The 26210-nt window shown below is 37.2% G+C and carries 25 protein-coding genes and 4 pseudogenes; 25 read left to right on the top strand and 4 right to left on the bottom strand.

What is annotated here, in order from left to right; translation table 11 throughout:
• Positions 1–534 (bottom strand): annotated as a pseudogene (locus tag HMPREF9171_RS105990) (IS3 family transposase); the annotation flags it as partial.
• Between the two features lie 177 nt (positions 535–711).
• Here HMPREF9171_RS105990 and HMPREF9171_RS105995 point away from each other — a divergent pair.
• From HMPREF9171_RS105995 to serB, 7 genes and pseudogenes are all read left to right on the top strand, one after another.
• A complete protein-coding gene (locus HMPREF9171_RS105995; RefSeq protein WP_000076708.1) occupies positions 712–912 on the top strand; it encodes a CsbD family protein in 201 nt (66 codons plus the stop codon).
• A gap of 41 nt (positions 913–953) precedes the next feature.
• The gene (locus tag HMPREF9171_RS03290; protein WP_000027835.1) at positions 954–1142 is read left to right on the top strand and encodes a competence regulator inhibitor paratox; all 189 of its coding nucleotides are present in this window, start codon (positions 954–956) and stop codon (positions 1140–1142) included.
• Positions 1143–1566: 424 nt separating this feature from the next.
• Positions 1567–2771, top strand: a pseudogene (locus tag HMPREF9171_RS03295) (FtsW/RodA/SpoVE family cell cycle protein).
• A gap of 118 nt (positions 2772–2889) precedes the next feature.
• Positions 2890–3450, top strand: a complete 561-nt coding sequence (locus HMPREF9171_RS106000) for an HAD-IA family hydrolase (protein ID WP_001106189.1) — start codon at positions 2890–2892, stop codon at positions 3448–3450.
• Positions 3451–5403, top strand: coding sequence for a DNA topoisomerase (ATP-hydrolyzing) subunit B (gyrB, locus tag HMPREF9171_RS106005; protein WP_000134196.1), 1953 nt, complete (start codon positions 3451–3453; stop codon positions 5401–5403). It abuts the gene before it with no gap.
• A gap of 93 nt (positions 5404–5496) precedes the next feature.
• The gene (gene ezrA / locus HMPREF9171_RS106010) at positions 5497–7221 is read left to right on the top strand and encodes a septation ring formation regulator EzrA (RefSeq protein ID WP_000094341.1); all 1725 of its coding nucleotides are present in this window, start codon (positions 5497–5499) and stop codon (positions 7219–7221) included.
• 93 nt (positions 7222–7314) lie between these two features.
• The gene (gene serB / locus HMPREF9171_RS106015; protein ID WP_000589686.1) at positions 7315–7956 is read left to right on the top strand and encodes a phosphoserine phosphatase SerB; all 642 of its coding nucleotides are present in this window, start codon (positions 7315–7317) and stop codon (positions 7954–7956) included.
• A gap of 20 nt (positions 7957–7976) precedes the next feature.
• On the opposite strand, the gene HMPREF9171_RS106020 is transcribed toward serB, so the two are convergent.
• Together HMPREF9171_RS106020 and HMPREF9171_RS106025 are read right to left on the bottom strand one after the other, a co-directional pair.
• Positions 7977–8462: an NUDIX hydrolase gene (locus tag HMPREF9171_RS106020; protein ID WP_000409124.1), complete on the bottom strand. Its 486-nt coding sequence runs from the start codon at positions 8460–8462 to the stop codon at positions 7977–7979.
• A gap of 12 nt (positions 8463–8474) precedes the next feature.
• Positions 8475–8930 carry a YueI family protein gene (locus HMPREF9171_RS106025; protein ID WP_000137373.1) on the bottom strand — a complete coding sequence of 152 codons (456 nt, stop codon included), beginning with the start codon at positions 8928–8930 and terminating at the stop codon, positions 8475–8477.
• A 197-nt stretch (positions 8931–9127) separates the two neighbouring features.
• Between HMPREF9171_RS106025 and eno the strand changes: the two genes are divergently transcribed.
• Positions 9128–10435, top strand: a complete 1308-nt coding sequence (gene eno / locus HMPREF9171_RS106030; protein ID WP_000022832.1) for a surface-displayed alpha-enolase — start codon at positions 9128–9130, stop codon at positions 10433–10435.
• 107 nt (positions 10436–10542) lie between these two features.
• On the opposite strand, the gene HMPREF9171_RS106035 is transcribed toward eno, so the two are convergent.
• The gene (locus HMPREF9171_RS106035; protein ID WP_000823931.1) at positions 10543–11607 is read right to left on the bottom strand and encodes a DNA/RNA non-specific endonuclease; all 1065 of its coding nucleotides are present in this window, start codon (positions 11605–11607) and stop codon (positions 10543–10545) included.
• A gap of 228 nt (positions 11608–11835) precedes the next feature.
• On the opposite strand from HMPREF9171_RS106035, the pseudogene aroA reads away from it, so the two are divergent.
• From aroA to HMPREF9171_RS03405, 17 genes and pseudogenes are all read left to right on the top strand, one after another.
• Positions 11836–13118: pseudogene (aroA, locus tag HMPREF9171_RS01000000112995) on the top strand (3-phosphoshikimate 1-carboxyvinyltransferase).
• Positions 13111–13622 (top strand): annotated as a pseudogene (locus tag HMPREF9171_RS01000000112990) (shikimate kinase). Before aroA ends, HMPREF9171_RS01000000112990 begins: the two co-directional pseudogenes overlap by 8 nt.
• Positions 13623–13678: 56 nt before the next feature.
• Positions 13679–15052, top strand: a complete 1374-nt coding sequence (locus tag HMPREF9171_RS106040; RefSeq protein WP_000089337.1) for an LCP family protein — start codon at positions 13679–13681, stop codon at positions 15050–15052.
• 100 nt (positions 15053–15152) lie between these two features.
• Entirely contained in the window at positions 15153–16514 is a 1362-nt protein-coding gene (gene rlmD, locus HMPREF9171_RS106045; protein WP_000902656.1) for a 23S rRNA (uracil(1939)-C(5))-methyltransferase RlmD, read from the top strand.
• Positions 16515–16724: 210 nt separating this feature from the next.
• Complete coding sequence (locus tag HMPREF9171_RS1000000113535) at positions 16725–16898, top strand: hypothetical protein (protein WP_000726045.1); 174 nt, start codon at positions 16725–16727, stop codon at positions 16896–16898.
• Positions 16895–17713, top strand: a complete 819-nt coding sequence (locus HMPREF9171_RS106050) for a replication initiator protein A (RefSeq protein WP_000822780.1) — start codon at positions 16895–16897, stop codon at positions 17711–17713. Before HMPREF9171_RS1000000113535 ends, HMPREF9171_RS106050 begins: the two co-directional genes overlap by 4 nt.
• A gap of 148 nt (positions 17714–17861) precedes the next feature.
• Positions 17862–19217 (top strand): DNA (cytosine-5-)-methyltransferase, encoded by a 1356-nt coding sequence (gene dcm, locus HMPREF9171_RS106055; RefSeq protein WP_000670031.1) that lies wholly within the window; start codon positions 17862–17864, stop codon positions 19215–19217.
• A complete protein-coding gene (locus tag HMPREF9171_RS106060; protein ID WP_001050385.1) occupies positions 19201–19629 on the top strand; it encodes a hypothetical protein in 429 nt (142 codons plus the stop codon). Before dcm ends, HMPREF9171_RS106060 begins: the two co-directional genes overlap by 17 nt.
• A 10-nt stretch (positions 19630–19639) precedes the next feature.
• Positions 19640–20023 carry a thioredoxin domain-containing protein gene (locus tag HMPREF9171_RS106065; protein ID WP_000895326.1) on the top strand — a complete coding sequence of 128 codons (384 nt, stop codon included), beginning with the start codon at positions 19640–19642 and terminating at the stop codon, positions 20021–20023.
• An 8-nt stretch (positions 20024–20031) separates the two neighbouring features.
• Positions 20032–20265, top strand: a complete 234-nt coding sequence (locus HMPREF9171_RS106070) for a hypothetical protein (RefSeq protein WP_001005710.1) — start codon at positions 20032–20034, stop codon at positions 20263–20265.
• A gap of 2 nt (positions 20266–20267) precedes the next feature.
• Positions 20268–20852: a CPBP family intramembrane glutamic endopeptidase gene (locus tag HMPREF9171_RS106075; protein ID WP_000619439.1), complete on the top strand. Its 585-nt coding sequence runs from the start codon at positions 20268–20270 to the stop codon at positions 20850–20852.
• Between the two features lie 77 nt (positions 20853–20929).
• Positions 20930–21418 carry a hypothetical protein gene (locus HMPREF9171_RS106080; protein WP_000093698.1) on the top strand — a complete coding sequence of 163 codons (489 nt, stop codon included), beginning with the start codon at positions 20930–20932 and terminating at the stop codon, positions 21416–21418.
• Positions 21418–23235, top strand: a complete 1818-nt coding sequence (locus HMPREF9171_RS106085) for a VirD4-like conjugal transfer protein, CD1115 family (protein WP_000287329.1) — start codon at positions 21418–21420, stop codon at positions 23233–23235. The genes HMPREF9171_RS106080 and HMPREF9171_RS106085 overlap by 1 nt, the downstream gene beginning before the upstream one ends.
• Before the next feature lie 17 nt (positions 23236–23252).
• The gene (locus HMPREF9171_RS106090) at positions 23253–23495 is read left to right on the top strand and encodes a hypothetical protein (protein ID WP_001072171.1); all 243 of its coding nucleotides are present in this window, start codon (positions 23253–23255) and stop codon (positions 23493–23495) included.
• A gap of 18 nt (positions 23496–23513) precedes the next feature.
• Positions 23514–24368, top strand: a complete 855-nt coding sequence (locus HMPREF9171_RS106095) for a VirB6/TrbL-like conjugal transfer protein, CD1112 family (RefSeq protein ID WP_001872352.1) — start codon at positions 23514–23516, stop codon at positions 24366–24368.
• Between the two features lie 61 nt (positions 24369–24429).
• Positions 24430–24783 carry a PrgI family protein gene (locus HMPREF9171_RS106100; protein WP_001097579.1) on the top strand — a complete coding sequence of 118 codons (354 nt, stop codon included), beginning with the start codon at positions 24430–24432 and terminating at the stop codon, positions 24781–24783.
• A partial coding sequence (locus HMPREF9171_RS03405) for a VirB4-like conjugal transfer ATPase, CD1110 family (protein ID WP_000734142.1) occupies positions 24740–26210 on the top strand: 1471 nt, incomplete at its 3' end. The genes HMPREF9171_RS106100 and HMPREF9171_RS03405, both read left to right, overlap by 44 nt.

Below are 26210 nucleotides of genomic sequence, written 5' to 3'. Positions count from 1 at the left end.
TTGAACCTGTTTGATATTTTGATAATTTTTTTGGTTGATTTGTCTATGCTTTAAATACTTGAAAAATGCTTCAGTTACGGCATTATCATAAGGATATCTAGGTTTAGAAAAAGAATGCATGATATTGTTGTCATCAATTATTTTTCTAAATTCCCTGGCCTTAAATTGTGACCCTTGGTCGGAATGAAAGAGAAGTGTTCCTTCAATCTTTCTTTTATTAAGAGCTAATTCTAGAGTGTTACATGCTAACTTTGCATCCATACGGTGACTCAATTTCCAAGCAATACATTTTCTAGAATAGAGATCAAGTATTGCGCAGAGATAGACATATTTCTTATATCCAATAGAAATATAGGTGAAGTCAGTAGACCATACTTGATTAGGTTTATCAGGATTAAATTTCTGGTTGAGTAAGTTTTGAGGATACGTTTTTTGAGTCTTTTTAAGAGCTGTTTTTGTCTTAACGGTAGCCATTTTAGGGAGCGCCATATTCTTCATCAGACGGTAAATTCTTCCTTCAGAGATTTTTGTGTCTTTTAAAACAGGTTATAACACACAAAGTGTTGTCTATTTTTATAGTATACATCCATACTCGCATAACCATGAGATAATCACTAAAACAAGAGTCGCCTGACACTAGCGACTCTTGTTTTTATTTGCTAAAGAAAGATATAGATGTTATGATTAATAAAAATAATAAGGAGGTGCAGTATGTCACAAGAAAAACTAAAATCAAAATTAGATCAAGCAAAAGGTGGTGCTAAAGAAGGCTTTGGCAAAATAACCGGTGATAAAGAGTTAGAAGCAAAAGGATTTATCGAAAAAACAATTGCTAAAGGCAAAGAACTAGCAGATGATGCTAAAGATGCTGTTGAAGGGGCAGTAGATGCTGTCAAAGAAAAACTGAAGTAACAAATAACCGCTCATTTAACGAGCGGTTATTTGTTATCTTTTTGTCTATCAGAACAGATATAGATGAGTTTAAAGAAGCGATTGATAAAGGCTATATTTCAGGGAACACAGTAGCGATAGTGCGTAAAAACGGAAAGATATTTGATTATGTGTTACTACACGAAGAAGTGAGAGAAGAAGAGGTTGTTACAGTTGAGAGAGTGCTTGATGTACTGAGGAAGTTATCATAATAACGGACCAAAATTCGCCCCAAAAAGTATTTTAAAATAGAATAAAATAAAAAAATATGCTTTTTATTATGGATGTATCGTGTATTTTAACCTTTAATATATCCTATTTTAATGGTAGAGAAGTTGGCAGGGGACATATTAAAACCTTTTTTGAGATGTTAGGAAGGATTTTATTCTTTAGACTAGTGTTGAGAAAATAACAAAACTTAAATAAGATTATTTAAGTTTTGTTTAAGGTGAACTTTGTATACTTTAAATATCCTAAATAAACTTTTCTTTTCATGTTCTTTGTTTTACTGATGAAGAACAATCTCCTAATATTTGCAACTCATAATGATTTGAGTTGCATTTTTTATTGCAAAAAATATAAGTCAGATTCTGAAAAAATGTTATAATAATTACCATGAATAAAAAAGGAAGTCCTATGTCACAAAAATCAAACTATTTTAAAGGGCAAATTGATTATGCTGTTGTGATACCAGTATTTTTTTATTAATGATTGGTTTAGCCTCAATTTATGTTGCAACGATGAATGATTATCCTTCTAATATCTATATCGCGATGTTTCAGCAGGTGTCTTGGATTATTATGGGGTGTATTATTGCATTTGTCGTTATGCTTTTCAGTACTGAATTTTTATGGAAAGCCACGCCCTATCTGTATGCTTTAGGACTAACCCTAATGGTTCTTCCCTTAATTTTTTATAGTCCACAGCTTTTTGCGGCAACAGGTGCTAAAAATTGGGTGACCATTGGCTCGGTAACTTTGTTTCAACCGTCAGAGTTTATGAAGATTTCCTATATTTTAATGTTATCTCGAATAACTGTTAGTTTTCATCAGAAAAATCGCAAAACTTTTCAAGATGATTGGAAGTTGCTAGGATTGTTTGGTTTGGTTACATTGCCAGTGATGATTCTTCTAATGTTACAAAAAGATTTAGGAACAGCATTAGTTTTCCTTGCCATTTTGTCAGGTTTAATCCTTTTATCGGGCATATCTTGGTGGATAATCTTGCCAATTTTATCTACTATCGTTCTTTTTATAGCTAGCTTTTTGATGATTTTTATCTCACCAAACGGCAAGGAATGGTTTTATAATTTGGGGATGGATACATATCAAATCAACCGTTTATCTGCTTGGATTGATCCATTTAGTTTTGCAGACTCAATTGCTTATCAACAAACACAGGGTATGGTATCAATTGGAAGTGGCGGGGTAACAGGTAAAGGTTTTAATATTTTAGAGCTCTCGGTTCCTGTTCGTGAAAGTGACATGATTTTTACTGTCATTGCTGAGAATTTTGGCTTCATTGGTTCGGCGATTGTTTTAGGGTTATATCTCATTATCATTTACCGTATGTTAAGGATCACCATTGAATCTAATAATCAATTTTATACTTTTATATCAACTGGTTTTATCATGATGATTGTTTTCCATGTTTTTGAAAATATTGGTGCAGCAGTTGGTATATTACCTCTAACAGGAATCCCACTTCCGTTTATTTCGCAAGGTGGAAGTTCATTACTAAGTAATCTTATTGGAATTGGATTGGTCTTATCCATGTCTTATCAAAATACAGTTCGTCAGGCCAAGGCTAATGGATCACATTTGAAGTATCGTAGTATATAACAAAAAAAGGTTGGAAAGATAATCCAGCCTTTTAATAATCGAAATATTTTAGAGGAGTGAGTTAATTAAGTAAGGTGGTAGCTATAAAAAATCGTAATAATATGATATAATAAAGGGTATGAATTATCATGATTATATTTGGGATTTGGGTGGTACACTACTTGATAATTACGAAAGTTCCACACGTGCTTTTGTAGAGACTTTGAAAGAATTTGGATATCAAGCAGACCACGATAGTGTGTATCAAAAATTAAAAGAGTCAACAGCAGATGCAATTGCATATTTTATCCCTGAAGAAGCTGATTTTTTAAAAGAGTATAAGGCTAATGAAGCTAAGGTTTTGGAAACACCAATTCTATTCCAAGGGGCAAAAGAACTTTTAGCGAAAATTCAAAGACAAGGTAGTCGTAATTTTTTGGTGTCTCATCGTGATAATCAAGTTATAGTTATTCTGGAAAAAACAGAAATTATTGACTATTTTACAGAAGTAGTGACTGCTGATAACGGCTTTTCAAGGAAACCTAGTCCCGAGAGTATGCTTTATTTGAAAGAAAAATACCAAATTGATAATTGTTTAGTAATAGGCGATCGTGATATAGATAAGCAAGCAGGAGAATCGGCTGGTTTTGATACCTTATTAGTCGATGGGTCAAAATCATTGATGGAGATAATAGAGTAAATGACAGAAGAAACAAAGAATATGGAACAACGTGCTCAAGAATATGACGCAAGTCAGATTCAAGTATTAGAAGGTTTAGAAGCTGTTCGCATGCGTCCAGGCATGTATATCGGTTCGACTTCGAAAGAAGGGCTTCATCACCTTGTATGGGAAATTGTTGATAACTCAATTGATGAAGCCTTAGCTGGATTTGCAGGACATATTAAAGTTTACATTGAACCAGATAACTCTATTACAGTTGTTGATGATGGTCGCGGTATTCCGGTAGATATCCAAGAAAAAACTGGAAGACCAGCTGTAGAGACAGTTTTTACAGTTCTCCATGCCGGTGGTAAATTTGGTGGTGGCGGATACAAGGTTTCTGGTGGCTTACATGGTGTAGGGTCATCTGTTGTTAATGCATTGTCAACACAATTAGATGTCAAGGTTTATAAAAATGGCAAGGTTCATTATCAAGAATACCAACGCGGTGTTGTTGTTAATGATCTTGAAATTATCGGTGATACTGACTTATCAGGAACAACAGTTCACTTTACGCCTGACCCAGAAATTTTCACTGAAACCACTGTATTTGATTTTGATAAATTAGCCAAACGTATTCAGGAATTAGCTTTTTTAAATCGTGGACTAAGAATCTCCATTTCAGACAAGCGAGAAGGTCAAGAAGTTGAAAAAGAATATCACTATGAAGGTGGTATAGGTTCATACGTTGAGTTTATCAATGAGAACAAAGAAGTGATTTTTGAAAATCCTATTTATACTGACGGTGAATTAGATGGTATTTCAGTTGAAGTAGCAATGCAGTATACTACTGGATATCAAGAGACTGTTATGAGTTTTGCAAATAACATCCACACTCATGAAGGAGGAACGCACGAACAAGGATTTCGTACTGCCTTGACACGTGTGATTAATGATTACGCTAAAAAGAATAAGATTCTCAAAGAAAATGAAGATAATTTAACTGGAGAAGATGTTCGTGAAGGTTTAACAGCAGTTATATCTGTTAAACATCCAAATCCACAATTTGAAGGACAAACTAAAACAAAACTTGGAAATTCTGAAGTTGTTAAAATTACAAATCGTCTCTTTAGCGAAGCTTTCAATCGATTCCTATTAGAAAATCCACAAGTAGCTAAGAAGATTGTTGAAAAAGGAATTTTGGCATCTAAAGCCCGTATTGCAGCAAAACGGGCGCGTGAAGTAACACGTAAAAAGTCAGGCTTAGAGATTTCAAACTTACCTGGGAAACTGGCTGATTGCTCATCTAATAATGCTGAGATGAATGAACTTTTTATAGTGGAGGGAGATTCTGCGGGAGGGTCTGCAAAATCAGGACGTAATCGTGAGTTTCAAGCAATTTTACCGATTAGGGGTAAGATTCTAAACGTTGAAAAAGCTACAATGGATAAAATTTTAGCAAACGAAGAAATCCGAAGTCTCTTCACAGCTATGGGAACTGGATTTGGTGCAGATTTTGATGTATCAAAAGTCAGATATCAAAAATTAGTCATTATGACTGATGCCGATGTTGATGGAGCTCACATCAGAACTTTACTTTTAACTCTGATTTATCGTTTTATGCGACCTGTTTTGGAAGCAGGATATGTTTATATCGCTCAACCACCAATCTATGGTGTCAAAGTAGGAAGTGAGATTAAAGCTTATATTCAGCCAGGGGTCAATCAAGAAGAGGAATTACGTCAAGCTCTAGATACCTATAGTTCAGGACGTTCAAAACCTACTGTACAACGTTACAAAGGTCTAGGTGAGATGGATGACCATCAACTTTGGGAAACAACAATGGATCCTGAAAACCGCTTGATGGCACGTGTCTCAGTTGATGATGCAGCAGAAGCAGATAAGATTTTCGATATGCTAATGGGAGATCGAGTAGAACCACGACGTGAATTCATTGAAGCTAATGCTGTTTATAGTAACTTAGATATCTAGTCCAAAGATAGCTTTGAAAAACAGTTCAAGTATGCTATAATCTTAACGTTATAGTAGATTTTTAGAAAATTAGACCATTATAAGGAGAGTTGAATGTCGAGCGGAATCATATTGCTGCTTGTGGCTATAGTCCTGCTTGTGATTATTGCCTACGTAGTCGGCGTCGTAATAAGAAAACGTAATGATACATTAATTGCAAACTTAGAAACTAGAAAACAAGAGTTAGTTGACCTTCCTGTGCAAGAGGAGATTGAGCAAGTCAAATTGCTTCATTTGATTGGCCAAAGTCAATCAACTTTTAGAGAATGGAACCAAAAATGGACTGATTTATCAACTAATTCATTTAAAGATATTGATTTTCATTTAGTTGAAGCTGAAAATCTTAATGATTCATTTAATTTTGTGCGTGCTAAGCACGAGATTGATAATGTTGATAGTCAGCTAACTATTATAGAAGAAGATATTGTTTCGATTCGTGAAGCTTTAGAAGTTTTAAAAGAGCAAGAAGAGAAAAATAGTGCCCGTGTAACACATGCTTTGGACCTATACGAAACACTTCAAAAATCAATTTCTGAAAAAGAAGATAATTACGGGACAACCATGCCAGAAATTGAAAAGCAGTTGAAAAATATCGAGGCTGAATTTTCACATTTTGTGACCTTAAACTCAACTGGTGACCCGATTGAAGCTTCTGAAGTTTTGAATAAAGCAGAGGAGCATACGATTGCTTTAGGGCAAATTACAGAACAAATTCCAGCTATTGTTGCTAAATTAGAAGACGATTTTCCAGATCAGTTAGATGATTTGGAGACAGGATATCGTCGTCTTTTAGAGGAAAACTACCATTTCCCTGAAAAGGATATTGAACAACGTTTTCAAGAAGTTCGTGAGGCTATTCGTTCGAATTCAGATGGTTTAGTTAGTTTGGATCTAGATCGTGCTCGCGATGAAAATGAACATATTCAAGAAAAAATTGATAAACTTTATGATATTTTTGAACGTGAGATTGCTGCTTATAAAGTAGCTCATAAGGATAGTAAAATTATTCCTCAATTCCTTGCTCATGCAAAATCTAACAATGAACAACTGGGGCATGAAATCAAACGATTATCTGCTAAATATATCTTAAATGAAAATGAAAGCTTAAGTTTACGTTCCTTCACAAATGATTTGGAAGAAATTGAAACAAAGGTTTTACCTTCTGTAGAAAATTTTGGTCAAGAAGCTTCACCTTATACTCATCTACAAATTTTATTTGAGCGTACGTTGAAAACATTGACTACTGTTGAAGAAAATCAAATGGAAGTTTTTGAAGCCGTTAAAACTATTGAAAGCGTTGAGACACGAGCACGCCAAAATATGGATAAGTATGTTAACAAGCTCCATATGATTAAACGTTTCATGGAAAAACGCAATCTTCCAGGAATCCCGCAAGACTTCTTAAGCACTTTCTTTACAACAAGTTCTCAAATTGAGGCACTTATTAATGAACTCAGTCGCGGTCGTATTGATATTGAGGCTGTTTCACGTTTAAATGATGTGACTACAAATGCTATCGCTAATTTAGAGCAAGCTACATATCTAGTTGTTCAAGATGCGACTCTCACAGAGCAGTTACTACAGTATTCAAACCGTTATCGTAGTTTTGAACAAAATGTGCAAAAGAGCTTTGAACAAGCTTTGTACTTATTTGAAGTTGAACATAACTATAAAGCATCTTTCGATGAAATTTCATACGCACTTGAGACTGTGGAACCAGGTGTAACTGACCGTTTTGTGACGTCTTATGAAAAGACACAAGAACGTATTCGTTTCTAAAAAAGAAGAGTTAGTACTCTTCTTTTTTTAATTGCTATCTATGAAAGGTGCTAATTTTAAGGTACAATAGTAAAAAAGTTTTGGAGGTTTTAAATGATTAAAGGTTTGTTAGTCATGGACGTTGATTCAACCTTAATAATGGAAGAAGCTATTGATTTATTAGCTATTGAAGCAGGGGTGGGGAAACAGGTTGCTGCACTGACTGACGCTGCAATGCGTGGCGAGTTAGATTTTGAAGAAGCTTTGAAGAAAAGAGTAGCGCTACTTAAAGGTTTGCCTGTTACTATTTTGACAGATATATTATCCTCAATACATTTTACTCCAGGGGCTTATGAATTGATTAAAGAGTGTCACAAGCGTCAGATGAAAGTTGGTCTTGTATCAGGAGGTTTTCACGAGACGATTGATATCTTAGCTAAGCAATTACAAGTTGATTATGTCAAAGCGAATCGTCTTGGTGTCAAAGGTGGTTTTCTCACTGGCGAAGTTGAGGGAGAGATTGTCACTAAAGAAGTGAAAAAAATAAAGTTAAAAGAGTGGGCTTCTGAAAATCACTTAGACCTTTCACAAACCATCGCAATGGGAGATGGTGCCAATGATTTACCAATGATCAAATCCGCTGGGGTAGGAATTGCTTTTTGTGCAAAACGAATTGTCAGAGAAGAAGCTGCGTATCAGATTAATGAAAAAAATTTGCTTAAGGTATTTGATATTATTGATGCAAATGAAAACTAGGCCTTTATTAAGCCTAGTTTTTAGATTAAGGATTTTAAGAGTTTTATTTGAGAGGGTATTAATTTGTTTTTAGATAAAAATAAATCAATATATTCTGGTTTTAACCAGATATAGTCAACGGTCTCTCCTTCTTGCAATGTAATTATATCTTTTGCACCATTGTATTTTGCGATAAAATGGTCTACAAAGTAAGAACGCTCAGAGAACCACTCTCTATTAAGAAAGGTTAGACATTGAGGAACGATACCAGTTTCTTCTTTGAGTTCCCTTAGAATAGCTTGCTTAGCATTTTCTCCTTTAAGGGCAGATCCGCCAGCGGTGGCTTCGAAATAAGCAGGAAAAGCTTTCTTTTTAGGGTGCCGTTTCATCATCAATACGTCACCATCCTCATGAAAAAGGATAACATCAACAACTAAGTGGAATAAGCCTTGTGGGATATTTTGATCCCTATTAAGTGTAAGACCTGTAATGAACCCATATTGGTCATAAGCATCCCAAATTTCCATTAGACCTCCTTGTTATTTTTGACTAAAGAAATGTTGCCATAGACTTTTTTTAGGAGACTCCTCTTTTTTTGGTGAATTGAATAAATCAGGGAATTGTGTCTCAAAATCGTTCCATTCAACGTTTTCAGCCTTATCACTATGTATAATAATACCAAATGGAGAATTGGCATTTGCTTCATTAACAATCGTAGCAGCTAGTGATAGACGGTTAGCTAACTTCATGTAGAACATTTGAACATCAGTAGGGAGATTTGGTGATAATTTTAAACTAAGATTAGGATATTCAAGTATCAGATTATTAAGAGCAGATGTTATAGCAAGTTGAAACTTTTCTTCTTGTGCCTCTTTTAAACTTAAGTGGAGCACAACTCTTTCTTTATAAGTACCAAGGTAGTAACGTTGTTGATCAGGATCAAGACGATTTTCACCGCTTGCTTTTTGTAGGATTTTATTGTCAAGTTCAGTCATAATTTCTCCTTGAATTTGCTAATTTTATTATAACCTAAATGGGTTGCATTAGCACAGGTAAACTTGAAAAGAATTAGTGATTTTTTTATCAAAAACCACGTAATAAAGCGGTTTCACTGGGTTTTTCCTTGTTATTAACTAAAGATTATGATATTATGAATATGTAAAAAATTAAAACTCATAAGGAGAGTATTGTAATGTCAATTATTACTGATGTTTACGCACGCGAAGTCCTTGACTCACGCGGTAACCCAACACTTGAAGTAGAAGTTTATACAGAATCAGGTGCTTTCGGACGTGGTATGGTTCCTTCAGGAGCTTCTACTGGTGAACACGAAGCAGTTGAACTTCGCGACGGCGACAAGTCTCGTTACGGTGGTCTTGGAACACAAAAAGCTGTTGACAATGTAAATAACGTTATTGCAGAAGCAATCATTGGTTATGATGTACGCGACCAACAAGCTATCGACCGTGCTATGATCGCTCTTGACGGAACTCCTAATAAAGGTAAATTAGGTGCAAATGCTATTCTTGGTGTTTCTATTGCCGTAGCACGTGCTGCAGCTGATTACCTTGAAGTACCACTTTACAGCTACCTTGGTGGATTCAACACTAAAGTTCTTCCAACTCCAATGATGAACATCATCAACGGTGGTTCTCACTCAGACGCTCCAATCGCATTCCAAGAATTCATGATTATGCCAGTTGGTGCACCAACTTTCAAAGAAGCACTTCGTTGGGGTGCTGAAGTATTCCATGCTCTTAAGAAAATCCTTAAAGAACGTGGTCTTGAAACAGCTGTTGGTGATGAAGGTGGATTTGCACCTAAATTTGAAGGTACTGAAGATGGCGTAGAAACTATTCTTAAAGCTATTGAAGCAGCTGGTTACGAAGCTGGCGAAAACGGAATCATGATTGGTTTTGACTGTGCTTCATCAGAGTTCTACGATGCAGAACGTAAAGTATACGACTACAGTAAATTCGAAGGTGAAGGTGGAGCAGTTCGTACTGCTGCAGAACAAATCGATTACCTTGAAGAGTTGGTTAACAAATACCCAATCATCACTATTGAAGATGGTATGGATGAAAACGACTGGGATGGTTGGAAAGCTCTTACAGAACGCCTTGGTGGACGTGTACAATTAGTTGGTGACGATTTCTTCGTTACAAATACTGATTACTTAGCACGTGGTATCAAAGAAGAAGCTGCTAACTCAATCCTTATCAAAGTTAACCAAATCGGTACTTTGACAGAAACTTTCGAAGCTATTGAAATGGCTAAAGAAGCTGGTTACACTGCAGTTGTATCACACCGTTCAGGTGAAACTGAAGATTCAACAATCGCTGATATCGCAGTTGCAACTAACGCTGGTCAAATTAAAACAGGTTCATTATCACGTACTGACCGTATTGCTAAATACAACCAATTACTTCGTATCGAAGACCAACTTGGTGAAGTTGCTCAATACAAAGGTATCAAATCATTCTACAACTTAAAAAAATAGTCTCAGATTATTAAACAGTTGAAAATATAATAAAAACCATCTTGCATATGCAAGATGGTTTTTATGTACACATTATAATAATAGAATTGATTTGATAATAAACAGTTCTACCATTGCAATCCAGCAGCAGCGATTTCTGCTTTTGAAGCGTATTGTCCATTTGGACGATGCCACCTTCCTCTATAGTCACGTTTGTAGCCTTGACTAGTTTGTTCTTGTACTAGAGTTTCTTGTTTTTTCTGAGTTTCAGCTGCGAGCCTTGCTTGCTCCTCTTTTTGCTTCCTTTGAGCTTCAGCAGCAAGCCTTGCTTGCTCTTCTTCCAGTTTTTTCTGAGTTTCAGCAGCAGCTTTTTCCTCTTCAACTTTCTTTTCTGCAAGTCGTTTTTCTTCTTCGTGCTTAGCGATAAGTTTTCTTTGTTCTTTAGCTGATAAGACAGTATTTTGAGCCTTTCCGCTGAGGTAGTCAATGGTAGCATTTGGTGAGGTATTCTCTAAGGTAACAGTGCTGATGCCGAATTGATCTTGAGTGGATTTGTTTCCGATAAAAATAGGTAATAATTTCCCAGTCTTATCAATACCAACATATTTTAATTCAATTTTTCTTGGAATTAGTTCATTATTTTGATAAATTGGTGTTACTTTATAATCTAAGTAGTAGTTTTTATGAGTCGAAAGCCAAGTCTTTAGTTGTTTTTCATAGAATAGCATGCTCTCAGGGTTAGATGAATTCGTGCTATTGTAGTTTCCAGTATTTAGCCAATTCGTCATTGGAACTAAATTCTTTCTTTCATTGTTTAGTCCACTAAATTGGTGGCAAATAAGACGGCCTCGGCTCATTAGCCAAGCTTTTTGAGTACCATCATTATAATAGAATTTAAAATTGTGCCATCCAACAGGGGTTGTTTTTAAACGTTTTACTCTCTTTTTCTTGGGTTCATCTTTAACTTTTAGCTGAATATGTGCGAATGTGGCACGACCTTTGTCATCCAACTCTCCTAAAACCAATTGTCGTTTGTGTTTAAAAGGTAAAGTACCATTCTCTTTTGTTTTATACTCTTGAGCAGTAACAATATTTTCTGTGGTATGATTTGTAGCTAGGTTTATTGGTGTGTAAAGCGAAATAACCGTTAGTAAGGTTGCAATTCCTAATTTTATAAACTGTTTTCTTTTCATCTGTTAACCTCTAAAATAACATAAAATAGTAGCTGTTTATTTTTAAATGCATTCTGAAAATTAAAATGTGATTTTTGTAACAATATTATAACATAATGATGTATGACATGTGAAGTTAATTTATAAAAGATGTTACAGCTATATAGAGGAGCTATAGTATAAATAAAAAATTCAAAATATAGCATATATTATGATACAATAATAGCAAAATAGATTTTGGGAGTTATCATGAAATTACTGACTAATGCAAATACTCTCAAGGGAACCATCCGTGTTCCTGGCGATAAATCAATAAGTCACAGGGCTATTATTTTTGGGAGTATATCTCAGGGAGTTACCCGAATTGTTGATGTCTTAAGAGGCGAGGATGTTTTATCAACTATAGAGGCTTTTAAACAAATGGGGGTTCTAATTGAAGACGATGGCGAGATAATCACTATCTATGGCAAAGGATTTGCAGGTTTAACACAACCGAATAATCTCTTAGACATGGGAAACTCTGGTACTTCAATGCGTCTGATAGCAGGTGTGTTAGCTGGTCAAGAGTTTGAAGTGACGATGGTTGGAGACAATAGTTTGTCAAAGAGACCTATGGATCGTATAGCATTGCCTTTAAGCAAAATGGGAGCTAGAATTTCGGGAGTAACTAACCGTGATTTACCACCATTAAAACTTCAAGGTACAAAAAATTAAAACCTATTTTTTACCATTTACCCGTAGCTTCTGCACAAGTAAAATCAGCTTTAATTTTTGCGGCTTTACAAACTAAGGGAGAATCTCTCATTGTAGAAAAAGAGCAAACAAGGAATCATACTGAGGACATGATTCGGCAATTTGGTGGACATTTGGATATTAAAGATAAAGAAATTCGACTCAATGGCGGTCAGAGCTTAGTAGGACAAGATATAAGAGTTCCTGGTGATATTTCGAGTGCTGCCTTTTGGATAGTAGCGGGTCTTATTATTCCTAACAGTCATATTATTTTAGAAAACGTAGGTATAAACGAGACACGAACTGGAATCCTTGATGTCGTCAGTAAAATGGGTGGAAAAATTAAGTTATCTTCGGTTGATAATCAAGTAAAATCAGCAACCCTTACAGTTGATTACTCTCATCTACAAGCTACTCATATTTCTGGGGCTATGATTCCACGTCTGATTGATGAATTACCTATTATTGCTCTTTTAGCAACACAAGCTCAAGGCACCACAGTCATAGCAGATGCTCAGGAATTAAAGGTGAAAGAGACAGATCGGATTCAGGTCGTTGTCGAATCGCTAAAACAGATGGGTGCTGATATTACTGCTACAGCAGATGGTATGATTATACGTGGTAATACCCCTCTTCACGCTGCTTCACTTGATTGTCATGGAGATCATAGAATAGGAATGATGATAGCTATTGCTGCTCTCTTGGTCAAAGAAGGCGAAGTAGATTTATCTGGTGAAGAAGCTATTAATACAAGCTATCCTAACTTTTTAGAACATTTGGAGGGATTAGTTAATGCCTAAGGTATTATTGGGATTCATGGGAGTTGGCAAGACTAGTGTTGCCAACTGCTTAGAAAATGAAGTAATTGATATGGATAGTCTGATTGAAAAACATATTGGTATGTCAATTTCCCGATTTTTTACAGAAGAAGGAGAAGCCTCCTTTCGTGCTTTAGAATCTCAATTTTTAAACGAACTTTTAAAGAAAAAAATGAAGGACTTGTGATAGCTAGTGGAGGAGGTATTGTACTCCTTGAAGAAAATCGTCGTCTTTTAACTTTAAATCGTCATAATAATATTCTTTTAACAGGAAGTTTTGAAGTCTTATATCATCGTATAAAAAAAGATGAGAAGAATAGAAGACCATTATTTTTAAACCATTCAAAAGAAGAATTTTATGATATTTATCAAAAACGCATGTTACTCTATAGTGGTTTGTCTGATATGATTATTGATACCGATTATCTTACACCACAAAAAATAGCTACTGTAATTGGAGAGTCACTGGTTAATTTATCTAACTAAGTTATCACAGTTTGGTAGTATGAACTATTATTATTGAAAGTAAATCACCTGAAAATATGTCAAGAAATAATTACGGTCAGCTAAATCATCATGAAGAGCTACGATATAACTATCTTTTAAAAAACATCCATTATCTTAATGAACGTGAAAAGATGGAATTTCAGTACCTTCATTATAAAAAAACAGCAGTACGACCACAGAGAAGGACAGAAAGTCCACCAACTAATTCTTATTATGAGGAACCTTATTCTGATTCTTATTATCAAGATGACGATTTTTACTCAGAGCCTCAGCTAACCTCACAAGGTTTACCAATTTATCAAGAAGAGAGAGCTCCGAAGAAGAAAAAACAAAGGGCCAGAAAAGAAAAACAGAGGGTGAAGGTTATGGCGCCTTTCCCTCCAAAGGCTATAACCCCCCCTAGAAAGAAAAAAAAATTTAAGGGTTTCCTAAAGTTCATAGGTATTATATTACTAATTGTTTTATCAGGTATGGTTTTCATGTTTGTTAAAGGAATGCGTGATGTGAATAATGGGAAGTCACATTATAGCCCTGCAATTATTGAAGATTTTAAGGGAAAAGATGCTGTTGATGGGACTAATATCTTAATTTTAGGTAGTGATAAACGTGTCAGCGAGAGATCTACTGATGCGAGAACAGATACCATAATGGTTGCTAATGTTGGTAACAAGGATAATAAGGTTAAGATGGTGAGTTTTATGCGAGATCTCTTAGTCAATATTCCTAATTATAGTACGGAAGGTTACTATGATATGAAATTAAATGCGTCTTTTAATTTGGGAGAACAAGATAATCATAAAGGAGCAGAGTATGTTCGACAAACGTTGAAAAATCATTTTGATATTGATATAAAATATTATGTTATGGTTGACTTTGAGACATTTGCAGATGCTATTGATACACTGTTTCCTAATGGTGTCAAGATTAATGCTAAATTTGGACTTGTCGGTGGACAATCTGCTGATTCAGTTAAAGTTCCTGATGATTTAAGGATGAAAAATGGCGTTGTACCTAGCCAAAAAATTAAGGTTGGGATTCAGTACATGGATGGAAGGACCCTTCTAAATTATGCTCGTTTCAGAAAAGACGATGATGGGGACTTTGGTCGAACACAACGTCAACAACAAGTTATGAGAGCTATTGTCTCTCAAATAAAAGACCCACGTCGTCTCTTTACAGGTTCTGCTGCTATCGGTAAAGCCTATGCTTTAACTTCAAGTAATTTATCTTATAGCTTTGTCCTAACAGATGGCATTCCAATTTTATCAGATGCTAAAAATGGTATTAAGCAAATGACAATTCCAAGAGAAGGAGATTGGGTAGATGATTATGACCAGTATGGTGGTCAAGGGTTAACAATTGATTTTGCTAAGTACAAAAAGATCCTAAAGAAAATGGGACTGCGTTAACATTTTTAATTATGATATAATAGAGTGATTTATTGTCACTCTATTTTTATCTTTAGTGTATAAACTAAAGACTTCAAATGATAGATATAAAAGGAAAATTATGTTACATAAAAATGATATTATTGAAACTGAAATTAGCGACATTAGCCATGAGGGAATGGGTATTGCCAAAGTAGATGGCTTTGTTTTCTTTGTTGAAAATGCTCTTCCAGGTGAGATTATTAAGATGCGCGTCTTGAAATTACGTAAGCGTATAGGATATGGAAAAGTTGAGGAATATTTAACGACTTCTCCTCACCGAAATGAAGGATTAGACTATACCTATTTACGTACAGGGATTGCTGATTTGGGACATCTTACTTATGAACAACAGCTGTTATTTAAACAAAAACAAGTAGCTGATAACCTTTATAAAATTGCTCATATATCTGATGTTTTAGTAGAACCTACTCTTGGTATGACAATCCCTTTGGCATATCGAAATAAAGCTCAGGTACCAGTTCGTCGTGTTGATGGACAGCTAGAGACAGGTTTTTTCAGAAAAAATTCACATACTCTGGTATCCATTGAAGATTATTTAATTCAGGAAAAAGAGATTGATGCTCTGATTAATTTTACACGAGATTTATTAAGAAAATTTGATGTTAAACCATATGACGAAGAGCAGCAATCTGGTTTAATTAGAAATCTCGTTGTTCGTCGAGGACATTATACAGGGCAATTAATGTTGGTTTTGGTGACAACACGTCCTAAAATATTCCGCATTGACCAAATGATTGAAAAGTTGGTGTCTGCCTTTCCTTCTGTTGTTTCAATTATGCAAAATATTAATGATCGTAATAGCAACGTTATTTTTGGGAAAGAATTTCGTACTCTATATGGTTCTGATACTATTGAGGACCAAATGTTAGGAAATACTTACGCTATATCAGCCCAATCTTTTTACCAAGTTAATACTGAAATGGCTGAAAAACTGTACCAAAAAGCAATCGATTTTTCAGATTTAAACTCAGAGGATATCGTTATTGATGCCTATTCAGGTATAGGAACAATTGGCTTATCTGTTGCTAAACAAGTAAAACATGTTTATGGTGTTGAAGTTGTTGAAAAAGCAGTAAGTGATGCCAAAGAAAATGCTACTCGAAATGGGATAACTAACAGTACCTATGTTGCTGATTCGGCTGAAAATGCAATGGCAAAGTGGCTTAAAGAAGGTATAAAACCAACTGTTATAATGGTTGATCCACCACGAAAAGGATTAACGGAGAGTTTTGTATATTCTGCTGCCCAAACAAAAGCAGATAAAATCACTTATATTTCTTGTAATTCAGCGACAATGGCGCGTGATATCAAACTATTTGAAGAATTAGGGTATCATTTAGTAAAAATTCAACCAGTAGACTTATTCCCAATGACACATCACGTGGAGTGCGTAGTGTTGCTACAACGAAGCAACGGGTAAAAATCCTTTATTTTAAGCACTTTTTCAAGCATTTTGTCTTTATTGAAAAGAGTGATTTTGACATAAAAAAGGTTCAAAAAAAGTACATTGATGTGAATGTCTGTTTGGATGTCGACTGCGTAGACAAAAAATAGATACGTCATAAAAAATAATAGTTCAGCGAGAACATTTTACTAAGTGTTCTCGTTTTTTTATTTTCAGGAGGAATTCATGAAAAAGAAGGAACAATCATCACGCCAAATCGTGATGTGTCATCTTGTGGCTATTTTAGGAGTTGATATTGTGAAAGCAACACAGCTAATTGATGAAATGGAACAACCAGGTTTAATCCGATTTGATGAATTTGGAAATGTTGGAATATTAGTCTTGGAGGGACAATCATGAAACGAATTACCGCTAATCAGTATCAGACATCAGAGCGTTATTATAAACTCCCTAAAATTTTGTTTGAGAGTGAACGTTATAAGGATATAAAGCTGGAGGTTAAGGTAGCCTACGCGGTTTTAAAAGATAGGTTGGAGCTGTCTTTGAGTAAGGGCTGGATTGATGAGGATGGGGCTATTTACTTGATTTATTCCAATTCAAATCTGATGGCACTTTTAGGCTGTTCAAAGTCAAAATTACTCTCTATCAAGAAAACCTTACGTGACTATGGCTTAATTGATGAAGTCCAACAGTCCTCTAGTGAAAAAGGTCGAATGGCAAATAAAATTTACTTGGGGGAATTAGAACATGAAACTACCCCAGTCTTACATACTGACGGGGCTAGTGTTAAAAAAACACTAGGGGAGTCTCAAAGAAAGACGGGGCCGGTCTTAAATTCAGCCCCTAGTGAGACTGAAGGAAGTGAGACTAAATATAGTGAAACTGAAGGGAGTGATTTCCTTATTGAGGACGAGGAGGAGAGGCAGCTGGTAGATGAGAAACAAGAAGAGAACTTTACTTCAAAAGTTGATGGCGTGACCAAGTACGATCGAGACTATATTTGGGGTTTGGTTCATGACCAGTTAAGACAGACAGGTCTATCTCAGTCAGCTAGTGACTATGCCATGATTTATTTTAGTGACCGTTATCAGTATGCTTTGGAACATATGCGATTTGCTCGGTCAGCGGAAGTAATAGCTGAATACGTATTTAATGGTGTGCTGTCAGAGTGGACCAAGCAACTGAGACGACAAGAAGTAAAAGGAGGTGAATAAGATGATTTGGTGGATACTAGGTGGAATCTATCTGATTTCTATCATCATTTTGATTGTTGAAATCATCCGTGCACCAGAAATGGATGATCATATATAAGCAAGAGTTTTACATGTGTAAGGCTTTTTTTTAGTTGGAAAGAGAGAAAAAATGAAATTTTTAGATTTATTTGCTGGGATAGGTGGTTTTAGGCTAGGGTTGGAATCACAGGGTCATAAATGCCTGGGCTTTTGTGAAATTGATAAATTCGCCAGAACATCTTATAAAGCCATGTTTAACACAGAAGGGGAAATAGAATACCATGACATTAAAGAGGTCACAGACCATGACTTTAGACAATTTAGAGGGCAAGTGGACATCATCTGCGGAGGATTTCCTTGCCAAGCTTTTTCACTCGCAGGAAGACGACTGGGATTTGAAGATACTCGAGGGACTCTCTTTTTTGAGATTGCTCGAGCGGCCAAACAAATCCAACCACGTTTTCTATTTTTGGAAAACGTCAAAGGCCTACTCAATCACGACGAGGGACGGACGTTCGCCACAATCCTCTCCACGATGGATGAATTGGGGTATGATGTCGAATGGCAGGTGCTTAACAGTAAGGACTTCCAAGTCCCGCAAAACAGAGAGCGGGTCTTTATTATCGGACATTCTAGAAGATACCGTTCCAGATTCATATTTCCTCTCAGAAGAGAAAACAGCCCAGCTCATCTTGAAAGGCTAGGAAATATCAATCCCTCTAAACGTGGTTTGAATGGTGAAGTCTATCTGACGAGTGGACTTGCTCCTACACTAACAAGAGGTAAAGGAGAGGGAGCTAAAATCGCCATTCCAGTCTTAACACTAGATAGACTAGAAAAACGGCAACATGGTCGTCGATTTAAGGACAATCAAGACCCTATGTTTACTTTGACAAGTCAAGACAGACACGGGGTTGTTGTCGCAGGAAATCTGCCGACTAGCTTTGACCAGACTGGAAGAGTATTCGATATATCTGGCTTGTCACCGACTTTGACCACCATGCAAGGTGGAGATAAGGTGCCAAAGATTTTGCTGAGGGAGGAGCTGCCATTTCTGAAAATCAAGGAAGCCACAAAAACAGGGTACGCAAAGGCAACTCTTGGAGACTCTGTCAATCTGGCTTATCCAGACTCAACCAAACGTAGGGGACGTGTGGGAAAGGGAATATCCAATACTCTGACGACTTCAGACAATATGGGAGTGGTGGTTGCTGCTCTGGAATATCGACAGGATAAGTGGTATGAAGTCACAGGCATTGTCTTAGAGGGGAAAGTTTATCGCCTGAGAATAAGACGACTGACACCAAGAGAGTGTTTCAGACTTCAAGGCTTTCCTGATTGGGCTTATGAAAGAGCAGAAAGTGTTTCCAGTAAGAGCCAGCTATACAAACAGGCCGGCAATAGCGTGACTGTCACAGTTATTGAAGCCATTGCCAGAGAATTTAGAAGAACGGAAGAGGAAGAAAAACATGAACTTACTACATAAGAAAAGTATCCTAGATTGTACTGAATTAGAAGAACGTATTCACCAAGCTGAAACCAATCAGCTATTACAAAAGATACTGTCGCTCCCCAATTTTGATTGTGACTTTGAGGTGACTTTTGAAGATGATTACCACAAAGAGATGAATGATCCCCTATTCTACGAATCCAATCTTCATCAGATTTCGGATTTTATGGAAACTAGGGATATTAAAAATGGTGTAGATACACTACTGACGAAAGACAATCACCTGGCCTTTCGTGCCTTTGGTGAAAATTATTCTGCTAGAGGAAAGGATGGCATTTTAACGACTTTAGTGATAGTCAAGTGCTTTGGTGAAGGACGGATGCCCATTGATATGAGTCGCTATTTCTCAACTCCTGAACCAACAGTTGAAAATAGCCTAATCCTATAAGGAGGTGCCTATGCTTGAGGTATATCTAGGAAATAATGCCAATACAAATCAAGATTTACTAACCATTTTGACGACCTATGGTGTGACTTATCGTTGTATAAAAGCGTGTGATGTAGACCGTGAAATCTTACTGTCACTCTTTGCCAAAACAATGGATTGTTTTGAGTTATTGTCGCCACGATTTCTTTGCTTTAAGCGTCAATATTCGATAAGTTTGAATGAGATGATTCAGCTTATTCTCCAAAAGCCAGACCAGAATCTTCGGTTGCCCCTCATTGTCTGTCAGAATCATGTCTATCCAGCTATTGGGCTAGACGAAGTGCGTACCTTTCTTCCCAGACAAGTAAAAGAAGAGCTGTTTCAGGCCAGTCTGATGAAACAGGTGACAGGGTAGGTGTGAAGATGAATGAACGATTTTGGGACAATTTAGAGATCATTCTGGCCGAAAAAGAACTCACTTGGGCAGAACTAGCACGTAAAGTATTCAACGGTCAATATGTTTATCCAAGTGAGTTTAATCGTCTCTATCAAAAACTGCGACATTACAAATCCAATCGTCTGATGCCACAAACAAGATGGGTTGAGCGTATTGTTCTAGTCTTAGAAATTGATTATGAAGATTTATTTAAGAGGTGACAATGATAAGGATAGTGGTGTTTTATCTAGCTATACAGCTTAACGGTCTTCTGGTGAGTTTATACCTGAAAGAGTATCTGACAATAGAGGGTATAGTCTTGCTACAATTGGTCCTATTAAGTGTGACTTGCTTAGAGATTGCCCGTCATAAAACTGTTCAAGCAAAAAATATAACCTTGAGAAATCGCCTAAGATGGTTGCTTCTTGGCTTTGTGGCTATGGTTGCTTTTGCAGTCTTCATCAGCTTCCTATTTCCAGGTCAGACTAGGAATCAAGCGGTATTGGTACAAGTAGGAAAACAGGTTCCCCCTATTATCTTTTTATTGTTTCTGGTCAATGCAAGTATCCTTGAAGAGATTGTTTATAGGCAATTGCTGTGGGAAAAATTGACATTCCCTTTTGTACAAATAGGCGTGACCAGTTTTCTCTTTGTTCTATCCCATGGCCCCAATCAGTTAGGGAGTTGGCTCATGTATAGCTGTCTTGGCTTGACCTTGGCTGCTGTTCGATTGAAAGCTGATTGTATGACGGCAATCGCCTTACATTTACTTTGGAATAGTTTGGCTTATGTCGTAACTTTCTTGTGATACCAAAATCAAGAGTGCTTCCGTATTATGGAAGCACCTTATGTTTGATAGGGAATCGAAAAAAAGAGGAGGTCACCATGTCATCTGAACAACAAGAACGTCAAGCGATGCAATACGTGGAAAGAAGTAGTTTATTGACAGTTAGAACCCTCTTAAAGCTCTTAGAGTGGTCGGCTAGGCAAGCCTTGGCTCAAGATTCAGCTTATAAGATTGGGGTTCAAAAACTGGAAGAACTCCTTCAAAGCCCTTACGTCATTGAAGCGATTGATGTTAGTAAAGACATTCTAGATAAGCCAATCGATGTGGAGAAATTTAAGGAGTTGATGGAGTCAGAAAAACTGCCAATCGCAATTAGTTGGCAAAAAGACTATCTCTACTTTTATGCCAAGGATAAGACCTTGCTCGATCATCACTTGGATGAATTGTTGAAGAAACTGATGTCTAATCCAGAGAAGCTAGAAGGTTTAACCTTTGATAAAACCTTGGACCAAGAGATAGAACTGGCCAAAGAGAAAATTAGAGTGACAGAACCTTCGGCAGTCAAAACCAAGGAGGTGACCTTGTAATGTATTCAAGACGAAAAGCTTTAGTCTTTGGACTCTTGGGTCTCGCCTTTGGTTATTTCTGCCATCGTCTAACCCTGCTCTATGATAGTTTAACCAATGCCCCACCTATGGAACGTTTTGCCTACCTCTTAGGAGAGGGGCTAAATCAAGTCTTCAATCCTTTATGGCTATTTTCCTTTACTCAAAAATCTCTTCTTGCCTTTATCCTTGGGGTTCTAACGATGACATTAGTCTATCTTTATGTATCGACAGGACAAAAGGTGTATCGAGAAGGGGAAGAATACGGTTCTGCACGATTTGGAACCAGTAAGGAAAAGTGGAACTTTTACAGTAAGAATCCTTTAAATGACACGATTTTGGCTCGTGATGTTCGTCTAACCTTGTTGGAAAAGAAGAAACCCCAGTTTGACCGAAATAAAAATTTGATTGTCATTGGGGGTTCTGGGGCAGGTAAGACCTTTCGCTTTGTGAAACCCAACCTTATCCAACTTAATTGTTCCAATATTGTCGTAGATCCGAAAGACCATTTGGCTGAGAAGACAGGTAAACTCTTTTTAGAGAACGGTTATCAGGTCAAGGTTTTAGACTTGGTTAATATGACCAATTCGGACGGTTTTAATCCCTTTCGTTATGTAGAAACAGAGAATGATTTGAACCGCATGTTAACGGTCTATTTTAATAATACCAAAGGAAATGGTTCTCGCAGTGATCCATTTTGGGACGAGGCTTCCATGACATTGGTGAGAGCTATTGCCTCTTATTTGGTAGATTTTTACAATCCTCCAGGAAGTTCCAAGCAAGAGCAGGAAGCAAGACGTAAGCGTGGCCGTTATCCAGCCTTTTCTGAGATTGGGAAACTCATCAAACTCTTATCAAAGGGAGATAATCAGGACAAAAGTGTTCTTGAAGTCCTGTTTGAAGATTACGCTAAAAAATACGGTCATGAGAACTTTACCATGAGAAACTGGGCGGATTTTCAGAACTACAAGGACAAGACCTTGGATTCGGTGATTGCGGTCACAACAGCTAAATTTGCCCTCTTTAATATCCAATCGGTGATTGATTTGACGCAAAGAGACACTATGGATTTGAAAACGTGGGGCACTCAAAAGACCATGGTCTATCTTGTTATTCCAGATAATGACACTACCTTTCGTTTCCTATCTGCTTTATTTTTCTCTACGGTTTTCTCCACTTTGACCAGACAGGCTGATGTTGACTTTAAAGGGCAACTGCCTATTCATGTTAGAAGCTATCTGGATGAGTTTGCGAATGTCGGAGAAATCCCAGACTTTGCTGAACAAACCTCAACAGTTCGCTCTAGGAACATGAGTCTAGTTCCAATCTTACAAAATATCGCCCAACTCCAAGGACTTTATAAGGAAAAAGAGGCTTGGAAAACTATTCTGGGAAACTGTGATAGCCTCCTCTATTTGGGTGGAAATGACGAGGAAACTTTCAAATTTATGAGTGGTCTATTAGGCAAACAAACCATTGATGTCAGAAGTACCAGTCGTTCTTTTGGGCAGACTGGCTCAAGTTCTACCTCTCACCAGAAAATTGCCCGTGACTTGATGACGGCTGATGAAGTCGGGAATATGAAACGAGATGAGTGCCTTGTACGCATTGCAGGGGTTCCTGTTTTTCGAACCAAGAAATATTTTCCACCCAAACATAAGAATTGGAAATGGCTTGCGGATAAGGAAACCGATGAACGCTGGTGGCACTATCGCATCAATCCCCTAACCGCTGAGGAAGAGCTAGAATTGTCAGGCCATAAAATAAGGGATTTAAGCACAGAAACGACACTACATTAATAGAAATGAGGAATTATATGAATCAAAAACTATCAGGCTTTGTTTACGGAGTGGACGCTAGCTCCATGTTCTCCCAAGCCATGTCTCTATTACAAAAAGGTTTGATTGCAGTAGGAGCCTTTCTTGTTGTCATGGGCATTATCAACCTTTCAACCAACATTAAAGATGGTGGGCCAGGTGTCCGAAATGCCATTCTAGAAATTGTTGGTGGGGTCATGGTGGGAGCCGCGGGTGCTTTTGTGACTCAGATTACCATTTAGGGGAGGACAGCACATGACATGATAATGAATTTTACGTCATCTTTTGTATATCTAGCCTCTGAAAAAGTGTCTAGCGATAGCCTTTTTGAAGGGTTTCAAGTGGATTTAGAATCAACCGCCAACTTGGTTAAGTCACTAGCGGACTTTAATCCGACGGTTTGGTCTTACATGACAGCCATTACCAAGGGGATTATGCAACCCTTGGGAGTAGCTATTCTTGCGGTTGTTCTCGTACTCGAATTTTCAAAAATGGCCAAGAAAATCGCAAACTCAGGTGGTGCAATGACCTTTGAAGCTATGGCACCTATGATTGTCAGCTACATCATGGTCGCGGTCGTGATTACCAATACGACGGTTATTGTGGAAGCCATTATTGCCATTGCCTCTTATGTTATTGAACAAGTGGCAGAGCTTGTCACGAATGGTGGTGCTAATTATGATACCATCTCAGGCATTAAGGGATCTGGAATTGTAGGTAAAATGATTATTGGCTTTTTTGCGATTCTCATTTGGTTGGTACGAATGGCCAGTATCATGGTTGTCAATATCTTGATTACCATTCGCTTTATACAACTCTATCTGATGATACCCTTTGCCCCTGTTACCATTCCGACCTTTCTTAGTGATGACTGGAGAAGTGTTGGGATTGGTTACCTTAAAAACATCATGGTCTATGCCGTTCAAGGTATTTTGATTTTTCTAATTGTATCTCTTGTTCCCTTGTTTGAATCGGCTGGAAAGATTGCCGTATCAAATGGAGCTGGAGTGATGGAATCACTCGCCATTATGTTTGGTGGCTTGGTACAGGCTATATTGTTAATCATTGCCTTAGTTGGCAGTCAACGAACCGCCCGAAGTATTTTGGGGATGTAGGAGGAAGGGAGTCATTATCTCGCTTCCTCTTTTTATAGCTTACTTAGATTGGAGAACATTTATGAACACTCGTGTCTTTAAGGATATCTCAAAGGTTCAACACAGGGCATGGCTAGGATTTACAACTAGACAGGTTATTTTTGTATTTCCAGCTGTCGCCCTAACCATTTTGGTACTGGGCTTGAACCTATTTTATTGGCAATTTGGGGATTGGTTTGTCTATGGTTTTGTTTTTAGCTTTACCATTCCACTCATGTTATTTGGGGTCTATCGCCCTAATGATTTACCATTTGAAACCTACCTCAAGTACCGTTTTCATTATGAACTAACAGTACCAGATCGTACATTTACTGGAAGAAAAGGAGACCAACGTGAAAAAATTAAAACACTTAATGAAACCAAAGACCTCTTCTAATGACAAAAAGCAAAAGACGAAAACGCAGAAGCAGGAGATCAGACCTTCTACCGTAAATACGTTAGCCTATCAAGGGCTTTTTCAGAATGGCCTTATGCAGGTCAGTCCAAGCTATTTCTCACAAACCTATCTCTTAGGAGATGTCAATTATCAAACAGTTGGCTTAGATGATAAGGGAGCTATTGTTGAGAAATATTCCGATTTAATCAATTCACTGGATGATAAGACTAATTTCCAACTGACCATCCTCAATCAAAAGGTCAATCTGGAAAAATTCCGTAAGAGTATTCTCTATCCCTTACAGGAAGATGGGTTTGATGCTTATCGTGATGAATTGAATCGCATGATGAATGCCAACTTAGAGGCGGGTGAGAACAACTTTTCAGCTGTCAAGTTTCTTTCATTTGGCAAGAGCGACCAAACACCAAAACTAGCTTTTCGTTCTCTGTCACAGATTGGGGAATATTTCAAAAGTGGCTTTTCAGAGATTGATGTATCTCTTGGTTTACTTGGTGGAGAGGAGCGAGTGAATGTCCTTGCGGATATGTTACGAGGTGAAAATCATTTACCGTTTTCTTACAAGGATTTGACCCTCTCAGGTCAATCCACCAAACACTTTATTGCCCCAATCTACCTTTCCTTTAAACACAAGAATCATATTGAATTGGACGATCGATTATTACAGATTGTTTATGTTCGTGACTATGGCATGGAGTTAGGGGATAAATTTATTCGTGACCTCATGCAGTCAGATTTAGAAGTGATGATTAGCCTACATGCTAAAGGCTCTACCAAGTCTGAAACCATGACCAAGCTGCGAACCAAGAAGACCTTGATGGAATCGCAAAAGATTGGGGAACAACAAAAGATGGCTCGGACTGGAATCTATTTGGAGAAGGTCGGGCATGTTCTTGAAAACAATATTGATGAAGCTGAGGCTCTTCTTCAAACCATGACTCAAACAGGAGATAAACTGTTTGACACCGTATTTCTAATTGGCGTGCTGGCGGATACTGAAGACCAACTCAAACAATCTCTTGATATTATCAAGCAAGTGGCTGGGTCAAATGATATGATTATCGATAACTTGACCTATATGCAAGAAGCTGCCTTTAATAGTCTCTTGCCATTTGGGAAGAACTATCTCGAAGGTATTTCTCGGTCTCTATTGACTTCAAACATTGCCGTGAATGCCCCTTGGACTTCCGTAGATATTCAGGACAAGGGTGGGAAATTTTATGGCATCAATCAAATCTCAAGTAATATCATCAGTATTGACCGTGGCAAGTTAAATACTCCGTCAGGTTTGATTTTAGGGACTTCTGGAGCTGGCAAAGGGATGGCGACAAAACATGAAATCATCTCAACTAAGCTCAAGGAAGCAGATAGTGATACTGAAATTATTATTGTTGACCCAGAAAATGAGG

Source organism: Streptococcus agalactiae ATCC 13813 (genome assembly GCF_000186445.1).
In the GTDB taxonomy this organism is placed as follows: domain Bacteria; phylum Bacillota; class Bacilli; order Lactobacillales; family Streptococcaceae; genus Streptococcus; species Streptococcus agalactiae.
Note: the sequence above shows the minus strand (reverse complement) of the source record. Positions and strands in the feature narration are given on the sequence as shown.